This is a genomic window from Bradyrhizobium centrolobii (assembly GCF_001641635.1).
GTDB classification, from domain to species: domain Bacteria; phylum Pseudomonadota; class Alphaproteobacteria; order Rhizobiales; family Xanthobacteraceae; genus Bradyrhizobium; species Bradyrhizobium centrolobii.
On sequence record NZ_LUUB01000125.1, the window covers coordinates 105138 to 121407 of the forward strand.

Here is a 16270-nt window from a genome sequence, read left to right on the forward strand (position 1 = left end):
AGCTCTTGCGAAACCCATCATCTCGCAACTTGCGATGACGATGGGTTTCGCTTCGCTGTACTCATCCTACGCACTACGCACGGCACAACAAGTCTCGCCACTCCTGCGACTACGCCGGTCCAGTTACCAAGTCGCGGTGAACGCCCGCTGCAGCTCGGCCGGGGCCGTCACGCCGCTCGCGATCAGCAATTGGCTGAGAACGCGCGCCTTCTGGGGATTCAGGTCCTCGGAAACGACGAACCCGTTCTTGTCGTCGTCAACCTCGACGTTTCGGGTGACGAAGCCGGATCGAACCCGCGTGGAACGGACGACGATGATGCCCTTCTTCGCCGCCTGCTCGAGCGCATCGAGGGCCTGCTTCGACGTGTTGCCATCGCCGACGCCGGCCAGCACGATGCCCTTCGCGCCGTGAGAAATGGCGTCCTCGATCGGAACGGCGTCCATGTTGGCGTGCGAGTACACGATCTCGACGCGGGGCAATTGCTCGCCGGCCGGGAGCTGATAGGTCGTGCGCCTGAAGCCGGGAGCCTGCGCCATGAAACGAATGCCGCCGGCCGTGTCGACATAGCCGATCGGCCCGTCATTGGGAGAATTGAACGTCTCGATGCTCGTGGTGTTGGTCTTGGTCACCGAGCGAGCCCCCTGGATCTTGTCGTTCAACACGGCCATGACGCCGCGCCCGCGAGCGCGGGGATCGGCCGCTACCTGGACCGCTTCGTAGAGATTGCCGGGACCATCTGCGCTCACCGCCGTAGCTGGACGCATTGAACCGACGATCACCACCGGCTTGTCGCCGCGGACCACATTGTCCAGAAAAAACGCGGTCTCCTCGAGAGTATCCGTGCCGTGGGTGATCACGACTCCGTCGGCTTCATTCTTGTCGAGGGCGTCCTGAATGCGACGGGCCAGCGCAAACCAGACCTTGTCGTTCATATCCTGAGATCCGATCGACGAAATCTGCTCGGCGTTCAGGCTCGCCAGCTTGTCCAGGCCCGGGACAGACTGGACCAGTTGGTCGCCCGTGACCTGGCCGGATTTGTACGCACCCGTCGCCCGTGGGTCGGCCTGACCTGCGATGGTCCCTCCCGTCGCAAGCACGAGAATACGCGGCAGATTGGCGGTCGTCGCATCCTTGCCTGGCTCTGCGGCTTGTGCCGCGCCACCGATTCCCCATGACCAGAGTGCGAAGGTGAGCACTGTGGCGGAGAGCATCAATCTCCGACTTCGGCGGCGGCTTGCTGGTCTGACGGCATGCTTCATCATCGAACTTTCCTCCCGTTTAAGTTGGGATCGACATTCGATACGCCCATTTGGGCCGAAGATGGGTCATCCTGCTGCGGAGCGACCTGTACGTAGGATGGGTAGAGAGCTCTTGCGAAACCCATCATCTCACACTTTGCAAAGGCGATGGGTTTCGCTGCGCTCTACCCATCCTACGTACCACCAATCCCGCATGTTCCCGGCTACGGGTTGTCACGCCGCGGCATGAAATGGTCGAGCAGGCCCGTCGGTAGCGGAAAGACGACGGTCGACGACCGTTCGCCGGCGATGTCGTGCAGAGCCGCGAAGTAACGTAGCTGCATCGCCTGCGGCTCCTGAGCGAGAATCCGGCCGGCCTCGACGAGCTTTTCGGCAGCCTGCTGCTCGCCCATCGCATTGATCACCTTGGCGCGCCGCAGCCGCTCCGCCTCGGCCTGTTTGGCGATCGCGCGCACCATGGTTTCGTTGATATCGACGTCCTTGATCTCGATTCCGGTGACCTTGATGCCCCAGACGTCGGTCTGCTTGTCGAGGATCTCCTGGATGTCGGCGTTCAGCCTGTCGCGTTCGGCAAGCATCTCGTCGAGTTCGTGCTTGCCGAGCACCGAGCGCAACGTGGTCTGGGCGAGCTGGCTGGTCGCGGCCATGTAGTCGCTGACCTTGATGATGGCGCGCTCGGGATCGACGATGCGGAAGTACAGGACGGCATTGACCTTGACGGAGACGTTGTCCCGCGAAATCACGTCCTGGGGCGGGACGACCTGCACCATCACCCTGAGATCGACTTTTACGAGCTGTTGTACGACCGGAATAAGGATGATGAGGCCTGGCCCCTTCACGCCGGTGAAGCGACCGAGCGTGAAGACGACGCCGCGCTCGTACTCTCGCAGGATGCGAATGGCCTGGGATAGAAATATGATGACAATCAGCGCAAGCGCTGCATAGGTCAAATATTCGAGCATCATGCTGGTCCTCCTTCGCGGGCGGCGGACGCCCGCCGCACCACCAGCGTCAAATCGACGATGTTGGCCACTTCGACCACCTCTCCGGGCTTGAACGTCTCGGCGCTGCGCGCCTGCCAACGCTCACCGTGGGCGAACACGTGACCTTCGTTCTCGTTCCAGTCGAGGACCTCGGCAGGCAGGCCGCGCATGGCCTGCGCGCCGACCCGTACAGGACCCTTGCCAGCGCGGCGAAGCGAGCCAAGCACGACGAGAAAAAAGCCGATGAAGACCGCCGCAGTGATGCCGATAACCCACCACGACAGGCGGTAGCCGGGCGCCTCGATCCTGAACAGCATCAGCGCTCCCAGCACGAAAGCGATCACTCCTCCGATGCCGATCACGACGGTCGGGTTGAAGGCTTCGACGGCGAGCAGCGTGATTCCGATCAGCATCAAGGCAAGCCCGGCATAGTTGATCGGCAACAGATTGAGGGCATAGAGGCCGACCAGCAGGCAGATCGCGCCGACTACCCCCGGGGCAACGGCGCCGGGGGACATAAATTCGAAGAGCAGGCCGTAGATGCCGACCATCAGGAGAATGAAGGCGACGTTGGGATCGGTGATGACCGCCAGGAAGCGCGAGATCCATCCGGGATCGATGTCCTCGAGGACGTCATCCTTCGTTGCCAGACGTTGCGTCTTGCCGCCTGCAAGTTCCACCACGCGGCCATCGATCTGCCCGAGCAAGTCCGCTGGATCGCGTGCGATGAGGTCGATCACATGGGCCTGCAATGCGCCGTTGGCGGAGAGGGTCGCGGCCTCGCGGACCGCCTTCTCGGCCCAGTCGGCATTATGGCCACGCAGTTCGGCGAGGCTACGGATGAAGGCGACGGCATCGTTCGTCACCTTTGCCGTCATGGCATCCTTCGGCTCGCCCTGCTGGTCACCGTCCTTCTTGTCCTTGCCGCCCTTGTCGGGGGTACCGCTCGGCAGACCCGGCAGCGGTCCGCCAATCTGCACCGGCGTCGCGGCACCGATATTGGTGCCTGGCGCCATCACCGCGATATGGGTCGCATAAAGGATATAGGTCCCCGCGCTCGCCGCATGGGCTCCGGACGGCGCGACATAGCCGATGACGGGGATGGGTGAGGCGAGCACATCCGCAATGATCTCGCGCATGCTGGAGTTGAGACCGCCGGGAGTGTTCATTCTCAGAATCACGACCTCTGCGCGACGTTCGCCTGCCTTGGCCAAGGCCTCCTTCACGTAGCTGGCCGACGCGGGGCCAATGGCTCCGTCGATCGTGACTGTCAGTGCGAGACGGCCGTTCTCCTCCGCCGAACCGGGAAGATGGGAGACAACCAGAGCAACGATGGCAATCGCCGCAATGAGGGCCGCCTTTATGGTCTGCACGGCAAGCACTCCCTTGCCGAAAGATATGGCGCCCCGTTCCGGAACCTCAATGCCAGGACAGCCACAAAGGGAATCATGGGCGCGTCGTTGTGCGATGCGATGGATAGAGGCGACCGAAGGACTTTTGGTGCGAGCGCGCCGCAAACAGCATTCACGACATCTGCTCAAGATCCGACTTGAGTGCGACCAGGAAGCGGGCAGCTTCACCGCCCGTCACGACGCGATGATCAAAGGTGAGCGACAGCGGCAGCGTGCGCCTCACAGCAGGCTGCCCCCGATGCGCGACCACGCCCGGCGAAATCCGTCCGGCACCGATGATGGCCGTCTGCGGCGGCACGATGATCAGATTTGCGAACCGGCCGCCGATCATCCCGAAGTTCGATAGCGTAATCGTCGCGCCGCGCAGCTCTTCTGGCGGTATCGAGCGCGCCATCGCGTCGGCCCGCAGCCGGTCAAGTCCCACCCGCAAGTCCGATACGCTCCGCGCCGCGACATTGCGCAGCACAGGAACAATCAGGCCGCCCTCGGTATCCACGGCAATGCCGAGATCGACACGCGCCATGAGGCGCCGTTCTCCTGCGCCGGCATTGTACCAGGCATTCAGCGCGGGCTCTGTCGTGCAGGCAGCAGCGATGGCCCGCACCAGACGGATCGTCACATCCTCGCCCGTCGGCCAATCGTCGATGTCGGCTTCATCGGTCACCGTGGCCGGAACAACTTGCGCATGGGCCGTTGCCATGCGCTGGGCCATGGCACGCCGCATGCCTCGCAGCGGCTCGGCGTCACCGGCTTGGGACAAACTCTTCGCAGCCCGCTCGACGTCGGCGCGCGTGATGGTGCCGCCAGGCCCCGTGGGCTCCACGCTCTCAAGATCTACGTCGAGCTTGCGCGCGAGTGCACGCACGGCCGGAAACACCCGCGGTGCGGTCGGGGGCCCGGAAGGCATTCCTGCAGCGGGCAGATGTTCGCCGCCGCCGAGCTCGCCAACGATGGTGCCCGTGTCCTGTTCGGCGCCCTCGGCAAATTCGACGAGCGGCGCGCCGACCTTGACGATGTCGCCCTTGGCACCGAACACGCGCGCGATGCGCCCGCTCGACGGAGACGGTATCTCAACGACCGCCTTGTCGGTCTCGACGGAAACGAGGGGCTGATCGGTGACGACGTGATCGCCCTCGCCGACATACCAGCTGACGATCTCCGCCTCCTCGAGCCCTTCTCCAAGATCCGGCAGCGTGAACTGGCGCATGGGCTCAAGTCCGTTAAAATCCGGTCCGTTGAGATCTAGCTGAACTGGCAAACCTTGCGGGCGGCGGTCATGATGCGTTCGACGGAGGGCATATAGTATTGCTCCAGGCGGGCCATCGGAACGACGGTGTCGTAGCCGGTGACGCGGGTCACGGGCGCAAGCAGCGAGGACAGGCGGTGCTCGGCGATATCAGCGGCGATCTCGGCGCCAAATCCGCCGGTGCGCGCCGCCTCGTGCACGATGACGCAGCGGCCGGTCTTTGCGACCGAACCCAGCACGGTGTCTTCGTCATAGGGCTTGAGCGTGGCGAGATCGATGACCTCGGCGGCGATGCCTTCGGCCGACAGTGCATCAGCCGCGGCCATGGTTTCCTTCAGCACGGCACCCCAGCCTATCAGCGTGACGTCTCCTCCTTCCCTCAGGACAAACGCGACATCCAGCGGCAAGGCTTCCCCATTGTCCTCCACCTCGCCTTTGGCCGCGCGGTACAGGCGCGTCGGCTCCAGAAACACCACGGGATCGGGATCATGGATGGCAGCGAGCAGAAGTCCATAGGCGCGTTCCGGCGAGGAAGGCATGACGACGCGTAAGCCCGGAATATGGGCGAGCATCGCCTCGGTGCTTTCGGAATGATGCTCGGGCGCGCGGATGCCGGCCCCGTGCGGCGTGCGCAGAACCATTGGACAGGTGAGCCGTCCCTGGGTCCGGTTGCGCAATCGGGAAGCATGATTCACCAGTTGATCCAGGCAGGGATAGATAAACCCCATGAACTGGATCTCGCCGACAGGTTTCAGTCCCTGCGCCGCCATGCCGACGCAGAGCCCAGAGATCAGGAGCTCGGCAAGCGGCGTATCGAGGACCCGCTCCGCCCCAAACCGCTTCTGCAAGCCTGCAGTTGCGCGGAAGACGCCGCCGTTGACGCCGACGTCCTCGCCAAGCACGACCACGTCAGGATCATCTTCCATCGCGCGAGCGAGCGCTAAGTTGATGGCTTCGACCAACGTTGCCTCAGGCATCGTGCTCTCCCGCAAGTTCGCGACGTTGCGCGGCGTAGACCTCGGGCAGATCGGCATAAAGGTGATCGAATATGGATTCCGGCCGGCGCGCTGCCGTTGCCAGATAGCGTTCGGCGGCGGCTTCGACGCGCTCATGACATTCGGCGGCGAGTTGCTCCTCGTCCGCTTTGCTCCACATTTTCTGCGCGACAAGATAGGCCCTCAGCCGCGCGACCGGCTCTTCCTTCCAATGCGCCTGGACCTCCTCAGCCGAACGGTAGCGCGCCGCGTCGTCGGACGTTGTATGGTCGCCGAGCCGGTAAGTGACCGCCTCGATGAAGCGGGGGCCCTTGCCGTCGCGGGCGGCGGCGATAGCCTCTTCAGCGGCCGCACGCATCGCCACCACGTCACTGCCGTCGACCTGCTCACCAACGAAGCCTGCGGCAATCGCCTTCTGCGCCAGCGTTTCGCACGCCGTCTGCAGTCGCAACGGTACTGATATGGCCCATTGATTGTTGGCAACCACAAACAGGAGCGGCAATTTGTGCACGCCCGCAAAATTCATCGCTTCGTAGACGTCACCTTTCGAGGTGGCGCCATCGCCGAACAGGCACACGGCGACGCGCGGTTCCCTGCGTAGCTTGAGAGCATAGGCGACACCGGCGGCATGCGGCGCCTGGGATCCGACCGGAACACAGAATGGGAAATCGTGAACCGGCCCTGAAAACCGGTTGCCGCGTTCGTCGCCGCCCCAGAACAGGAGGATCTCCTCCAGCTTGACGCCGCGCCAGAGCAGAGCCCCGTTGTCGCGATACGACGGCAACAGCACGTCCTCTTTCCGCATCGCACTGGCGATCCCGACCGATACTGCCTCCTGGCCGAGCGAAACGGCATAAGTCCCAAGCCGGCCTGTGCGCTGCAACGCAACAGCCTTCCGGTCAAACAGGCGCAGCAGCACCATAGACCGGTAAAGTGCAATCAGCAGCTTGGCGTCAGAGGCAAAGGCAGGAAGCGGCCGCTGGATCGAACCGTCTGGCGCGAGGTAATTGCGGTGACGCACCTCGAAGCGCGCGATGACGGGGAGATCCTGGTTTACCCTTCGGCTGGCCACGCTCGCACTCCCGGAGCGATTATGCCCTCTACAACTCATTCAGGTGGTGTTTGTGCCAGACGATACAATACCGCCGAAGGATTACTCAGAAGCGCTCGCAATCCTTGCTGCACCGCCGCTTGCGGCGATCGATTCACACGATCGTGGAAACGCCGCAACAACGCGAGTTTGGGAGAACTTGGCAAATAGTCAGGTTGTTCTAGACACAACCGAACCGCCGGGCGGCGGCTCACCCGTTCGCTCGGCTTTCTTCGTGGCCGCGCGTGTACATCACGCCGTTGCGCGCTGCCGCTCGACCAGGGCCTCGCCGAACGCCTCAAAAATCTTCCGGTTGATCGGATTGCGCTGCGGATCGTATTCGGCGTGCCATTGCACGCCGAGCGCAAAGCTCGGGGCCTCGGCGATGCGGATGGCCTCGATGGTACCGTCTTCGGCGACGCCTTCGATCAGCACGCGCTTGCCCGGCTCCAGGATGCCCTGACCGTGCAGCGAATTGACGCGGATCTTGTCGCAGCCGAGAATTTTGGCGAAGGCGCCGCCCGGCGTGAGGTCGACGTCATGGCGATCGGCGAACACGACGGTCGGGTCGGGGTGGATCTCACCATTCTCCAGCCGCGGCATCCGATGGTTCATGCGGCCCGGCAGTTCGCGGATTTCGGGATGCAGCGAGCCACCGAAGGCGACGTTCATCTCCTGCAAGCCCCGGCAGATGCCAAACAGCGGGATGCCGCGGGAGACGCAGGCGAGCGAGAGCGTCAGAGCCACCTCGTCGCGGTGGATATCGTAGGGCTCGTGCTTCTCGCAAGGGTCGACATTGAAGCGCGTCGGGTGGACGTTGGCGCGGGCGCCGGTGAGGATGACGCCGTCGACGGTATCGAGCAGCGCAGCGATATCGGTGATGTCGGGCGAGCCGGCGAACATCAGCGGCAAGCCGCCGGAGACTTCGGCAATCGCGCGCAAATTGCGCTCACCGACCATCTGGACCTGAAATCGATTTTCGACGCGATGGGCATTCCCGATCACGCCGACGACCGGCTTTCTCATCTCCCGTTCCGACCTCCCCGCCGAAGAAGATTCTCCAAACATGCCCTTCGGGTGAAACAAATTCAACCGAGGGGATCGCGGGACGGCAATGCTATTTTCGCTCAAATACCCGTCCCGAGGGCAGTTTGAGCCCTGGACACCCCTCCGGCCGGGGTCTGGCCGCAAGTTACTTCGGGCAATCGTCATCGCCGGCCCGGCTCGCGGCCAGCGTCAATCCTGCTCGCAGCCCCTGCTTGATCCCCGGCCGGATTTCGCGAAAGAGTGCCCTGCACGCTGCCTGCCGAAAAGGAAACGATGGTGAGCATCCCTGCAGACGAACGATCCCGAACCCGCAGCGACCTGGCCTGGGCGATCACGGTCGGCGGCATCGGCGTCGTGCTGTTCACGGCGCTGCTCGTCTTCACCTGGTATTTTGCCGCGACGCTGCTTCTGATCTTCACCGGCATGCTGCTCGGCGTCGGCCTCAACGCCCTGACCAACGCGCTCGGCCGGCGCGTTCGCCTGCCGCATCCGGTCCGGCTCGCGATCGTCTGCGGGGCGCTTGCCGTGATGCTCGCAGGCGTCGCCTATCTCGGCGGCGCCACCATCGCCGAGCAGGCCTCGGTGCTCAGCAACACCATCAAGTCACAGATATCGCACGTCAGATCGTTCCTCGAGAACCACGGCATCGACACCAGCTTCTTCGATATCGGCAATGCGACGCCCGCCTCCACCACCGCAGCGTCGGAGACGGCGCCCGCCCCAAGCCCGGCCCCGCACGGCCAGTTGCCGGGCGCAGGCGCCCTCGCCTCCAGCAGCGGGGCGATCGTCAGCCAGACCTTCAAGCTGCTGCTCGGCACGATCAGCGCCGTTGGCAACATCTTCATCGTGCTGTTCCTGGGCCTTGCCTTCGCCGCCCAGCCCAGCATCTACCACGACGGCCTGTTGTTCCTAGCGCCGGCCAAACATCGCACCCGGGCCACACTCATCATCGACCGCATCGGCGAGACGCTGGAACGCTGGCTGATGGCGCAGATCATCGTGATGATCGCGGTCGGCGTGGTGACCTGGATCGGGCTCGCCATCATCGGCATCCCCGGCTCGTTCATCCTCGGCATTCAGGCCGGCCTGCTCGCCTTCATCCCAACCGTCGGTGCCATCATTGCCGGCGTCGTCGTGGTGCTGGCAAGCCTCGCCTCGGGCTGGATCCCAGCGCTATCCGCGCTGCTCCTGTTCCTCGGCGTGCACGCCATGGAGAGCTATGTCTTGACGCCGATCCTCCAGCGCCAGGCGCTGGATATTCCGCCGGCGACGCTGTTCGCGTTCCAGATCCTGCTCGGCGTGGTCTTCGGAATCTGGGGCCTTGCGCTGGCGCTCCCGCTGGTCGCCATCGCGAAGGTCATGGTTGACCATTTCAAGATCTACGAGGCCGAGGCAACGCCCCGGGCCGAGGCGGCGTGACACCGCTCAGGTCGTCAGCACGGTCTCGGTGTGCTCGACCTCGGGCGGCGAAGCAAAATACTGCCCGACCAGGCCGCGCCATTCGGTGAAATTCTCCGAGCCGCGGAAATCCACTGTGTGGTTTTCCAGCGTCGCCCACTTCACCATCAGCCGGTAGCGCTGCGGCTTCTCGATCGACTTGTGCAGCTCGAAGCCGTGAAAGCCCTTGGCGCGGCCGAACGCGGCCTTGGCCTTGGCGACCGCAGCCTCGAAATCCTTCTCGCTGCCCGGCTTGACGTCGATTTGCGCAATCTCGGTAATCATCGGTTTCCGCCCTTCTTGTTTGAAGGACGTGTCTACCGCAGCCCATGAGAAAGAAAAAGGCGCCGAAACGGCGCCCTGTTGACCGGAAAATGCAGCGCTCTCAGGCGAACAGCAGGGCCGTGCCGGCCACGACGAGCGCGCAACCGAGAAACAGCGCGAGCGGCCAGTAGCTGCGGCTCTGCGTGTAGCGCCCCTGCGCCCGCCGCTCGCTGATGACAGCAGTCTCGTATTCGTCGGAGTTGGAGAACAGACAGGCGAAACCGCCGCGTGCCGAGGCGGCAGCGGCTTCGAGCGACATCAGGGCGGCCTGCGGATTCTGTCGACGGATCGATTCCATGACCTGAATGGTAGGGATCGAATGGTAAACAGAGGATTACCGCGAGACCTCCTGCGCCTCAGACCGTCGCAGGCTGCGGCCGCGGCGCACCGACCCGCGCCGCACTCTGACGGCGCCAGTTCTCCAGCGAAAGCGGCAGCTCTTCCGCGGCCTCGACGCGGTTACGGCCGCCGCGCTTGGCCTGGTAGAGCGCAGTGTCGGCGGCCGCCAGCAGCACCTCGAGTTCGGTGCCGGCCGGGCCGCCCGCCACACCGATGCTGACGGTGGTGTCGACCGGTCCCTCCTCGACCACGACGCCGGAGGTCTCGAACGCCTCGCGGACGCGCTCGGCGACCAACACGCCCTCCTCCAGCGCGCACGGCAGAAGCGCGGCGAACTCCTCGCCGCCGATGCGACCCGAGAGGTCGGAGATGCGCAGATTGCTGACGACGACAGTCGAGAACAGTTTCAGCATCTCGTCGCCGGCGGGATGGCCGAAGCGATCGTTGATCGACTTGAAGTGGTCGATGTCGAAGATCATCACGGTCACAGGGCGTCCGCCCTTGGCCTCGCGCTCGATCACGCGCGAGCAGGCTTCCGAGAAGCCGCGGCGGTTGAGCATGCCGGTCAGGGGATCGGTGGAGGCTGCGGTCCTGTGCGCGGTGACCGTGCGCTCCGACACCAGCATGAAGATAACGAACACGGTGCCGACGGCATAGAGCACGAGTTCGACCGCGAACACGGTGACCCAGATGCTGGCCGAGAAGCTCGCATCGTTCGGCCGCAGGAAGCCGCCGATCAGGATCGGGAGCATCAAGACGCAGCCGTGCATCACCGGTACTACGAAGGCCGGCCAGCGCCGTTGCAGGCTCTTGCGCCGCTCGACCCAGAGCTCGCTCGCGGTCAGCGCCGCATAGACCGAGACGATGAGGGCGCCGATGACCATGCGCAGCGTGGACGCGGCGGGATCTAGCAGCGTCACCGCCGCGACCCAGGCGAGCGCGCCGATGAGCAGGCCCGGCCAGTTCGGCTTGCGGCCATGGAAGACGCGCGCAGCGTTCCACACCATGCCGCAGGCGACGAAGCCGACCGCATTCAGCGCCAGATAAACTTGCGGACCGAGCTTGTCGCCGGCCGCCGTCCACAGCGCGACCGAGGCTGCGCCGAGCAGATATGCAGTGCCCCACCATTTGAGCGCGGGGCTGTTCTCCTGCTTGCCGAAAAACACCATCATGGCGCCGAGCAGTGCGGCAACCATTGTGGCAACCAAATAGAGCGTGATGCTATCGAGCGACATCATGTCGGCCCCCCCTGAAAACATAGCAGTACGCGATCGGCCCAGCCGACTTGCGCGCCCTTCCGATTGCGACGCTATGTCCCGCGGGTTCCATTCAGGTTTTCATGCGAGGCCAAGTTTTCGTGAAACACGTCATCAATTTGCGTACAAACGAACAACAAAAAGGGCGCTGAAATCAGCGCCCTTTTGCATCTCATTGAGGCCGCTTTCGCGGCGAATGTTACTAAAGCGATTAACGCTTGGAGAACTGGAAGGACCGGCGCGCCTTGGCCTTGCCGTACTTCTTGCGCTCGACCACGCGGGAGTCGCGGGTGAGGAAGCCGCCCTTCTTGAGCACAGTGCGCAGCTCCGGCTCGAAATAGGTGAGCGCCTTGGAGATGCCGTGACGCACGGCACCAGCCTGGCCGGACAGACCGCCGCCAGCGACGGTGCAGATCACGTCGTACTGACCTGCGCGCGCTGCGGCGACGAACGGCTGCTGGATCATCATGCGCAGCACGGGACGGGCGAAGTAGACCTCGACCTCGCGCGAGTTGACCATGACCTTGCCGGCACCCGGCTTGATCCACACGCGGGCAACCGCGTCCTTACGCTTGCCGGTGGCATAGGCCCGGTTGAGCTTGTCGACCTTCTTCTCGTGCTTGGGCGCATCGGGCGCGGCCGTCTTGAGCTGCGAGAGCTGGTCGAGCGACTGGATGGATTCGGCCATGTTATGCGGCCCTCGTGTTCTTGCGGTTCAACTTGGCGATATCGAGCTTCTCGGGCTGCTGTGCCTCGTGCGGGTGATCGGCCCCGCCGTAGACCCGGAGGTTACCCATCTGGACGCGACCGAGCGGACCACGCGGGATCATGCGCTCGACAGCCTTCTCGAGCACGCGCTCGGGATGACGGCCCTCGAGGATCTGGCGCGCGGTGCGCTCCTTGACGTGGCCGACATAGCCGGTGTGCTTGTAGTAGGTCTTCTGCTCGCGCTTGCGACCGGTGAGGACCGCATGCTGCGCGTTGATGATGATGACGTTGTCGCCGCAATCAACGTGCGGGGTGTAGGTCGGGAGGTGCTTGCCGCGGAGCCGCATGGCGACGATGGTGGCGAGGCGGCCGACGACCAGACCCTTGGCGTCGATCAGCACCCACTTCTTCGTCACCTCGGCCGGCTTTGCCGAAAAGGTTTTCATGTCAGAATATCCGTGGAGGGAGACATCGGCGCGATCACCGCGCCGGACTGCGTGGCTTTCTAGAGAAGCGACGCGCAGCGGTCAATGTCCGGCAACGTAAATTACATCAGCAAAATCAGTAATTTAAAAATATGGTATTTTGATACCCGCAAAAAGCTCAAATATTTGGAATGGAATAGGTCGAGGTAACATGCGCGATCGGATCGGGCGAGGTCCCGGACAAGAGGTTCACCTCACCCACCGCCAGGCGCTTGCCGAGCTTGAGAAGCCGGGCCTCCGCCAGCACGTCCTGCCCCGGCTGGCCCTTGCGCAGGAAGTTGATGTTGAGATTAGTGGTAACGGCGAGGCCAATGGGCCCGATCGCCGACAGCAGCACCACATACATGGCGAAATCGGCGAGCGCCATCAGCGTCGGGCCGGACACGGTTCCGCCCGGCCGTAGCATCCTTTCGCTATAGCGCTGGCGCAGGAGGCAGGTCTGGCCGTCGGCGCTCTCGATCGTGATGTCGTCGCCGCTGAACGCCTGGGGAAACTCGTCGCGAAGAAACCGCTCGACCTCCGCCACGCTCATTTTCGCTAACGCCATACCGTCCCTCACCCTCGCTTCACTTCGCCTGTTGCATTAGGTTATCTGCATCATCCAATTGCAATAATCCAACCGGAAACGCTCCGATGTCCGTCCAGCCCGCCCGCACCCCCACCCCGGAACCGCCGATTCTCCTGCGGGAGATCGTCGGCAGCGTCGCCGTGCTCACGCTGAACCGCCCCGCCGCTCGCAACAGCCTATCGGAGGCGATGATCGGGCAGTTGCATGCAAGCTTCAACGCGATCGCCGAGGACAAGCGCATCCGCGCCGCCGTCATTGCCGCCAACGGCCCCGCCTTCTCCGCCGGTCACGACATGAAGGAGCTCACCGCGCGCCGCACCGATCCGGATCGCGGCCGGGCCTACTTTGCGCAGGTCATGGCGGCCTGTAGCGCGATGATGCAGGCGATCGTGCGTCTGCCCAAGCCTGTGGTCGCTGCCGTCCAGGGCATTGCCACGGCCGCCGGCTGCCAGCTCGTCGCCAGTTGCGATCTCGCAATCGCCTCCGAAGCGGCAAGCTTCGCCACACCCGGCGTCGATATCGGCCTGTTCTGCTCGACGCCGATGGTGGCGCTGTCGCGCAACGTGCCACGCAAGCAGGCGATGGAGATGCTGCTGACGGGCGAGCCGATCCCGGCCGCGCGCGCCCGCGAGATCGGCCTCGTCAATCGCGTGGTCGCTGCCGGCACCGAGCGCGACGCCGCGATCGCGCTGGCGCAGCAGCTCGCGCTGAAATCCGCCTACACCGTCAAGCTCGGCAAGGAAGCGTTCTATCGCCAGGCCGAGATGAGCCTTGCCGACGCCTATCGCTATGCGGCAGAGGTGATGACCGAGAACATGATGGCGCGCGACGCCGAGGAAGGCATCGGCGCCTTCATCGAGAAGCGCACGCCGAAATGGCGGGATGAATGAACAGTAGCCCCTCATCCTGAGGAGCCGCGGAACGCGGCATCTCGAAGGATGAAGGCCCGACAGCGGCCTCGTGGTTCGAGACGCGCGTTCCGCGCTCCTCACCATGAGGGTCAGAGAAAGAACACATGAACCACGACGCCTATCCCGACAATTACATCCGCGGCATCCTCAACAGCGTGAAGTCGATCGCGATGGTCGGCGCCTCGCCGGTCAATGTGCGGCCGAGCTACTTTGCCTTCAAATATCTGGCGCAGCGCGGCTACGACATGATCCCGGTCAATCCCGGCCATGTCGGCAAGGAGCTGCTCGGAAAGCCCTTCGTCGCCTCGCTGCGCGATCTCGGCCGCCCCGTCGACATGATCGACATCTTCCGCAGCTCCAGCCACATCATGCCCGTGGTCGAGGAGGCGCTGACGCTCGACCCGCTGCCGAAGGTGATCTGGATGCAACTCGGGGCACGTGACGATGCGGCGGCGGAGAAGGCAGAGGCAGCCGGCATCAAGGTCGTGATGAACCGCTGCCCCAAGATCGAATATGGCCGGCTGTCGTCGGAGATCTCCTGGATGGGTGTCAACTCGCGCACGCTGAGCTCCAAGCGTCCGCCGATGCCAATGCAGGGCATGCGGCTATCCCTCAATCGGACGAGCGTCGGCGGCGGCGATACAGCGGCATCGGATCGTGCCGCCAAAGCCAAGAACGAACAAAGCTGACGAGTTGCGAAGATTTCATTCCGCCAACGCGACGGTGCGTAGCACGATCATTCTGATGTGAGGCCGCGCCTTGACGGCGAGCGCGACGCCGATCAGCATGCCGCGCGATTTCAGACCACAAGAACAGGACGCCACGAATGAGCGATCGCCTTCCGGGATTTTCAACTCTTGCCGTGCATGCCGGTGCACAACCGGATCCGACCACCGGCGCACGCGCAACTCCGATTTATCAAACAACTTCTTTCGTCTTCAACGACGCTGACCACGCTGCCTCGCTGTTCGGACTGCAGGCGTTCGGCAACATCTATACCCGCATCGGCAACCCCACCAACGCCGTGCTTGAGGAGCGCGTCGCGGCGCTCGAAGGCGGCACGGCGGCGCTGGCCGTTGCGTCCGGCCATGCCGCACAGGTCGTGGTATTGCAGCAATTGCTCCAGCCCGGCGACGAGTTTATCGCCGCACGAAAGCTCTATGGCGGCTCGATCAATCAGTTCACGCATGCGTTCAAGAGCTTTGGCTGGAACGTGGTGTGGGCCGATCCGGACGACATCACAAGCTTCGAGCGCGCGGTCACCCCGCGCACCAAGGCGATCTTCATCGAATCCATCGCCAATCCCGGCGGCAGCATCACCGACATCGAGGCGATCTCGACGGTGGCGCGCAAGGCCGGCGTGCCGCTGATCGTCGATAACACTCTGGCCTCGCCCTATCTGATCCGCCCGATCGATCACGGCGCCGACATCGTGGTGCACTCGCTGACGAAGTTTCTCGGCGGCCACGGCAATTCGCTCGGCGGCATCATCGTCGATGCCGGCACGTTCGACTGGTCGACGGGTGGCAAATATCCGATGCTCTCGGAGCCGCGCCCGGAATATCACGGCATCCGCCTTCAGGAGACGTTCGGCAATTTCGCCTTCGCGATCGCCTGCCGCGTGCTGGGCCTGCGCGATCTTGGACCCGCGCTGTCGCCCTTCAATGCCTTCATGATCCTCACCGGCATCGAGACGCTGCCGCTGCGCATGCAGAAGCATTGCGACAACGCCAAAGCGATCGCCGAATTCCTCTCCGGCCATCCGGCGGTCGCCTCGGTGAGCTATGCGGGCCTGCCCGGCGACAAGTACAGCCAGCTCGCGCGCAAATACGCGCCGAGGGGCGCAGGCGCCGTGTTCACCTTCAGCCTGAAGGGTGGCTATGACGCCGGCGTCAGCCTGGTGTCGAAGCTGCAACTGTTCTCGCATCTTGCCAATGTCGGCGACACCCGCTCGCTCGTCATCCACCCCGCCTCGACCACGCACAGCCAGCTCGACGACGCCGCCAAGATCAGGTCCGGCGCCGGCCCCGACGTGGTGCGGCTCTCGATCGGCATCGAGGACAAGGAAGATTTGATTGCCGACCTGGAGCAGGCGCTGAGTGCGTAATGGTTCGGCGTCATTCCGGGGCGCGCGCAAGCGCGAACCCGGAATGACGGCCCCAGTTAACAGTCATTAACCATACCTGCTGCATAGATCATGCTGGATCAC

Annotated in this window: 17 protein-coding genes; 4 read left to right on the forward strand and 13 right to left on the reverse strand. The window is 63.9% G+C overall.

Annotated features, from left to right (window positions below; all coding sequences use genetic code 11):
• Positions 1-123: 123 nt before the first annotated feature.
• From AYJ54_RS44745 to AYJ54_RS44775, 7 genes are all read right to left on the reverse strand, one after another.
• Positions 124-1212: an asparaginase gene (locus AYJ54_RS44745; protein WP_201724337.1), complete on the reverse strand. Its 1089-nt coding sequence runs from the start codon at positions 1210-1212 to the stop codon at positions 124-126.
• A gap of 251 nt (positions 1213-1463) precedes the next feature.
• Positions 1464-2225: a slipin family protein gene (locus tag AYJ54_RS44750; protein ID WP_063708856.1), complete on the reverse strand. Its 762-nt coding sequence runs from the start codon at positions 2223-2225 to the stop codon at positions 1464-1466.
• Positions 2222-3616 (reverse strand): NfeD family protein, encoded by a 1395-nt coding sequence (locus AYJ54_RS44755; RefSeq protein WP_063708969.1) that lies wholly within the window; start codon positions 3614-3616, stop codon positions 2222-2224. The genes AYJ54_RS44750 and AYJ54_RS44755 overlap by 4 nt, the downstream gene beginning before the upstream one ends.
• Positions 3617-3767: 151 nt before the next feature.
• Entirely contained in the window at positions 3768-4862 is a 1095-nt protein-coding gene (locus AYJ54_RS44760; RefSeq protein WP_063708857.1) for a dihydrolipoamide acetyltransferase family protein, read from the reverse strand.
• A 35-nt stretch (positions 4863-4897) separates the two neighbouring features.
• The gene (locus AYJ54_RS44765) at positions 4898-5878 is read right to left on the reverse strand and encodes an alpha-ketoacid dehydrogenase subunit beta (RefSeq protein WP_063708858.1); all 981 of its coding nucleotides are present in this window, start codon (positions 5876-5878) and stop codon (positions 4898-4900) included.
• The gene (gene pdhA / locus AYJ54_RS44770) at positions 5871-6968 is read right to left on the reverse strand and encodes a pyruvate dehydrogenase (acetyl-transferring) E1 component subunit alpha (protein WP_063708859.1); all 1098 of its coding nucleotides are present in this window, start codon (positions 6966-6968) and stop codon (positions 5871-5873) included. Before pdhA ends, AYJ54_RS44765 begins: the two co-directional genes overlap by 8 nt.
• Positions 6969-7238: 270 nt before the next feature.
• Positions 7239-8012, reverse strand: coding sequence for a gamma-glutamyl-gamma-aminobutyrate hydrolase family protein (locus AYJ54_RS44775; protein WP_063708860.1), 774 nt, complete (start codon positions 8010-8012; stop codon positions 7239-7241).
• 297 nt (positions 8013-8309) lie between these two features.
• Here AYJ54_RS44775 and AYJ54_RS44780 point away from each other — a divergent pair, with 297 nt between their 5' ends.
• Positions 8310-9452 (forward strand): AI-2E family transporter, encoded by a 1143-nt coding sequence (locus AYJ54_RS44780; protein ID WP_063708970.1) that lies wholly within the window; start codon positions 8310-8312, stop codon positions 9450-9452.
• Positions 9453-9458: 6 nt separating this feature from the next.
• Here the strand turns inward: AYJ54_RS44780 and AYJ54_RS44785 are convergent, their stop codons facing one another.
• The 6 genes from AYJ54_RS44785 to AYJ54_RS44810 form a co-directional block, all read right to left on the reverse strand.
• Positions 9459-9755 (reverse strand): antibiotic biosynthesis monooxygenase family protein, encoded by a 297-nt coding sequence (locus AYJ54_RS44785; protein ID WP_063708861.1) that lies wholly within the window; start codon positions 9753-9755, stop codon positions 9459-9461.
• A gap of 100 nt (positions 9756-9855) precedes the next feature.
• A complete protein-coding gene (locus AYJ54_RS44790; protein ID WP_063708862.1) occupies positions 9856-10092 on the reverse strand; it encodes a hypothetical protein in 237 nt (78 codons plus the stop codon).
• Positions 10093-10150: 58 nt separating this feature from the next.
• Entirely contained in the window at positions 10151-11371 is a 1221-nt protein-coding gene (locus AYJ54_RS44795; RefSeq protein ID WP_063708863.1) for a GGDEF domain-containing protein, read from the reverse strand.
• A 229-nt stretch (positions 11372-11600) separates the two neighbouring features.
• Positions 11601-12077, reverse strand: coding sequence for a 30S ribosomal protein S9 (gene rpsI / locus AYJ54_RS44800; RefSeq protein WP_063708864.1), 477 nt, complete (start codon positions 12075-12077; stop codon positions 11601-11603).
• Position 12078: 1 nt separating this feature from the next.
• Complete coding sequence (gene rplM, locus AYJ54_RS44805) at positions 12079-12543, reverse strand: 50S ribosomal protein L13 (protein ID WP_063708865.1); 465 nt, start codon at positions 12541-12543, stop codon at positions 12079-12081.
• Positions 12544-12700: 157 nt separating this feature from the next.
• Positions 12701-13129 carry a PaaI family thioesterase gene (locus AYJ54_RS44810; RefSeq protein WP_063708866.1) on the reverse strand — a complete coding sequence of 143 codons (429 nt, stop codon included), beginning with the start codon at positions 13127-13129 and terminating at the stop codon, positions 12701-12703.
• A gap of 86 nt (positions 13130-13215) precedes the next feature.
• Between AYJ54_RS44810 and AYJ54_RS44815 the strand changes: the two genes are divergently transcribed.
• The 3 genes from AYJ54_RS44815 to AYJ54_RS44825 all read left to right on the forward strand — a co-directional run bounded on the left by AYJ54_RS44815 (position 13216) and on the right by AYJ54_RS44825 (position 16168).
• Positions 13216-14040: an enoyl-CoA hydratase gene (locus AYJ54_RS44815; RefSeq protein WP_063708867.1), complete on the forward strand. Its 825-nt coding sequence runs from the start codon at positions 13216-13218 to the stop codon at positions 14038-14040.
• 125 nt (positions 14041-14165) lie between these two features.
• Complete coding sequence (locus AYJ54_RS44820) at positions 14166-14750, forward strand: CoA-binding protein (RefSeq protein ID WP_063708868.1); 585 nt, start codon at positions 14166-14168, stop codon at positions 14748-14750.
• Between the two features lie 137 nt (positions 14751-14887).
• The gene (locus AYJ54_RS44825) at positions 14888-16168 is read left to right on the forward strand and encodes an O-acetylhomoserine aminocarboxypropyltransferase (protein WP_063708869.1); all 1281 of its coding nucleotides are present in this window, start codon (positions 14888-14890) and stop codon (positions 16166-16168) included.
• Positions 16169-16270: the final 102 nt, after the last annotated feature.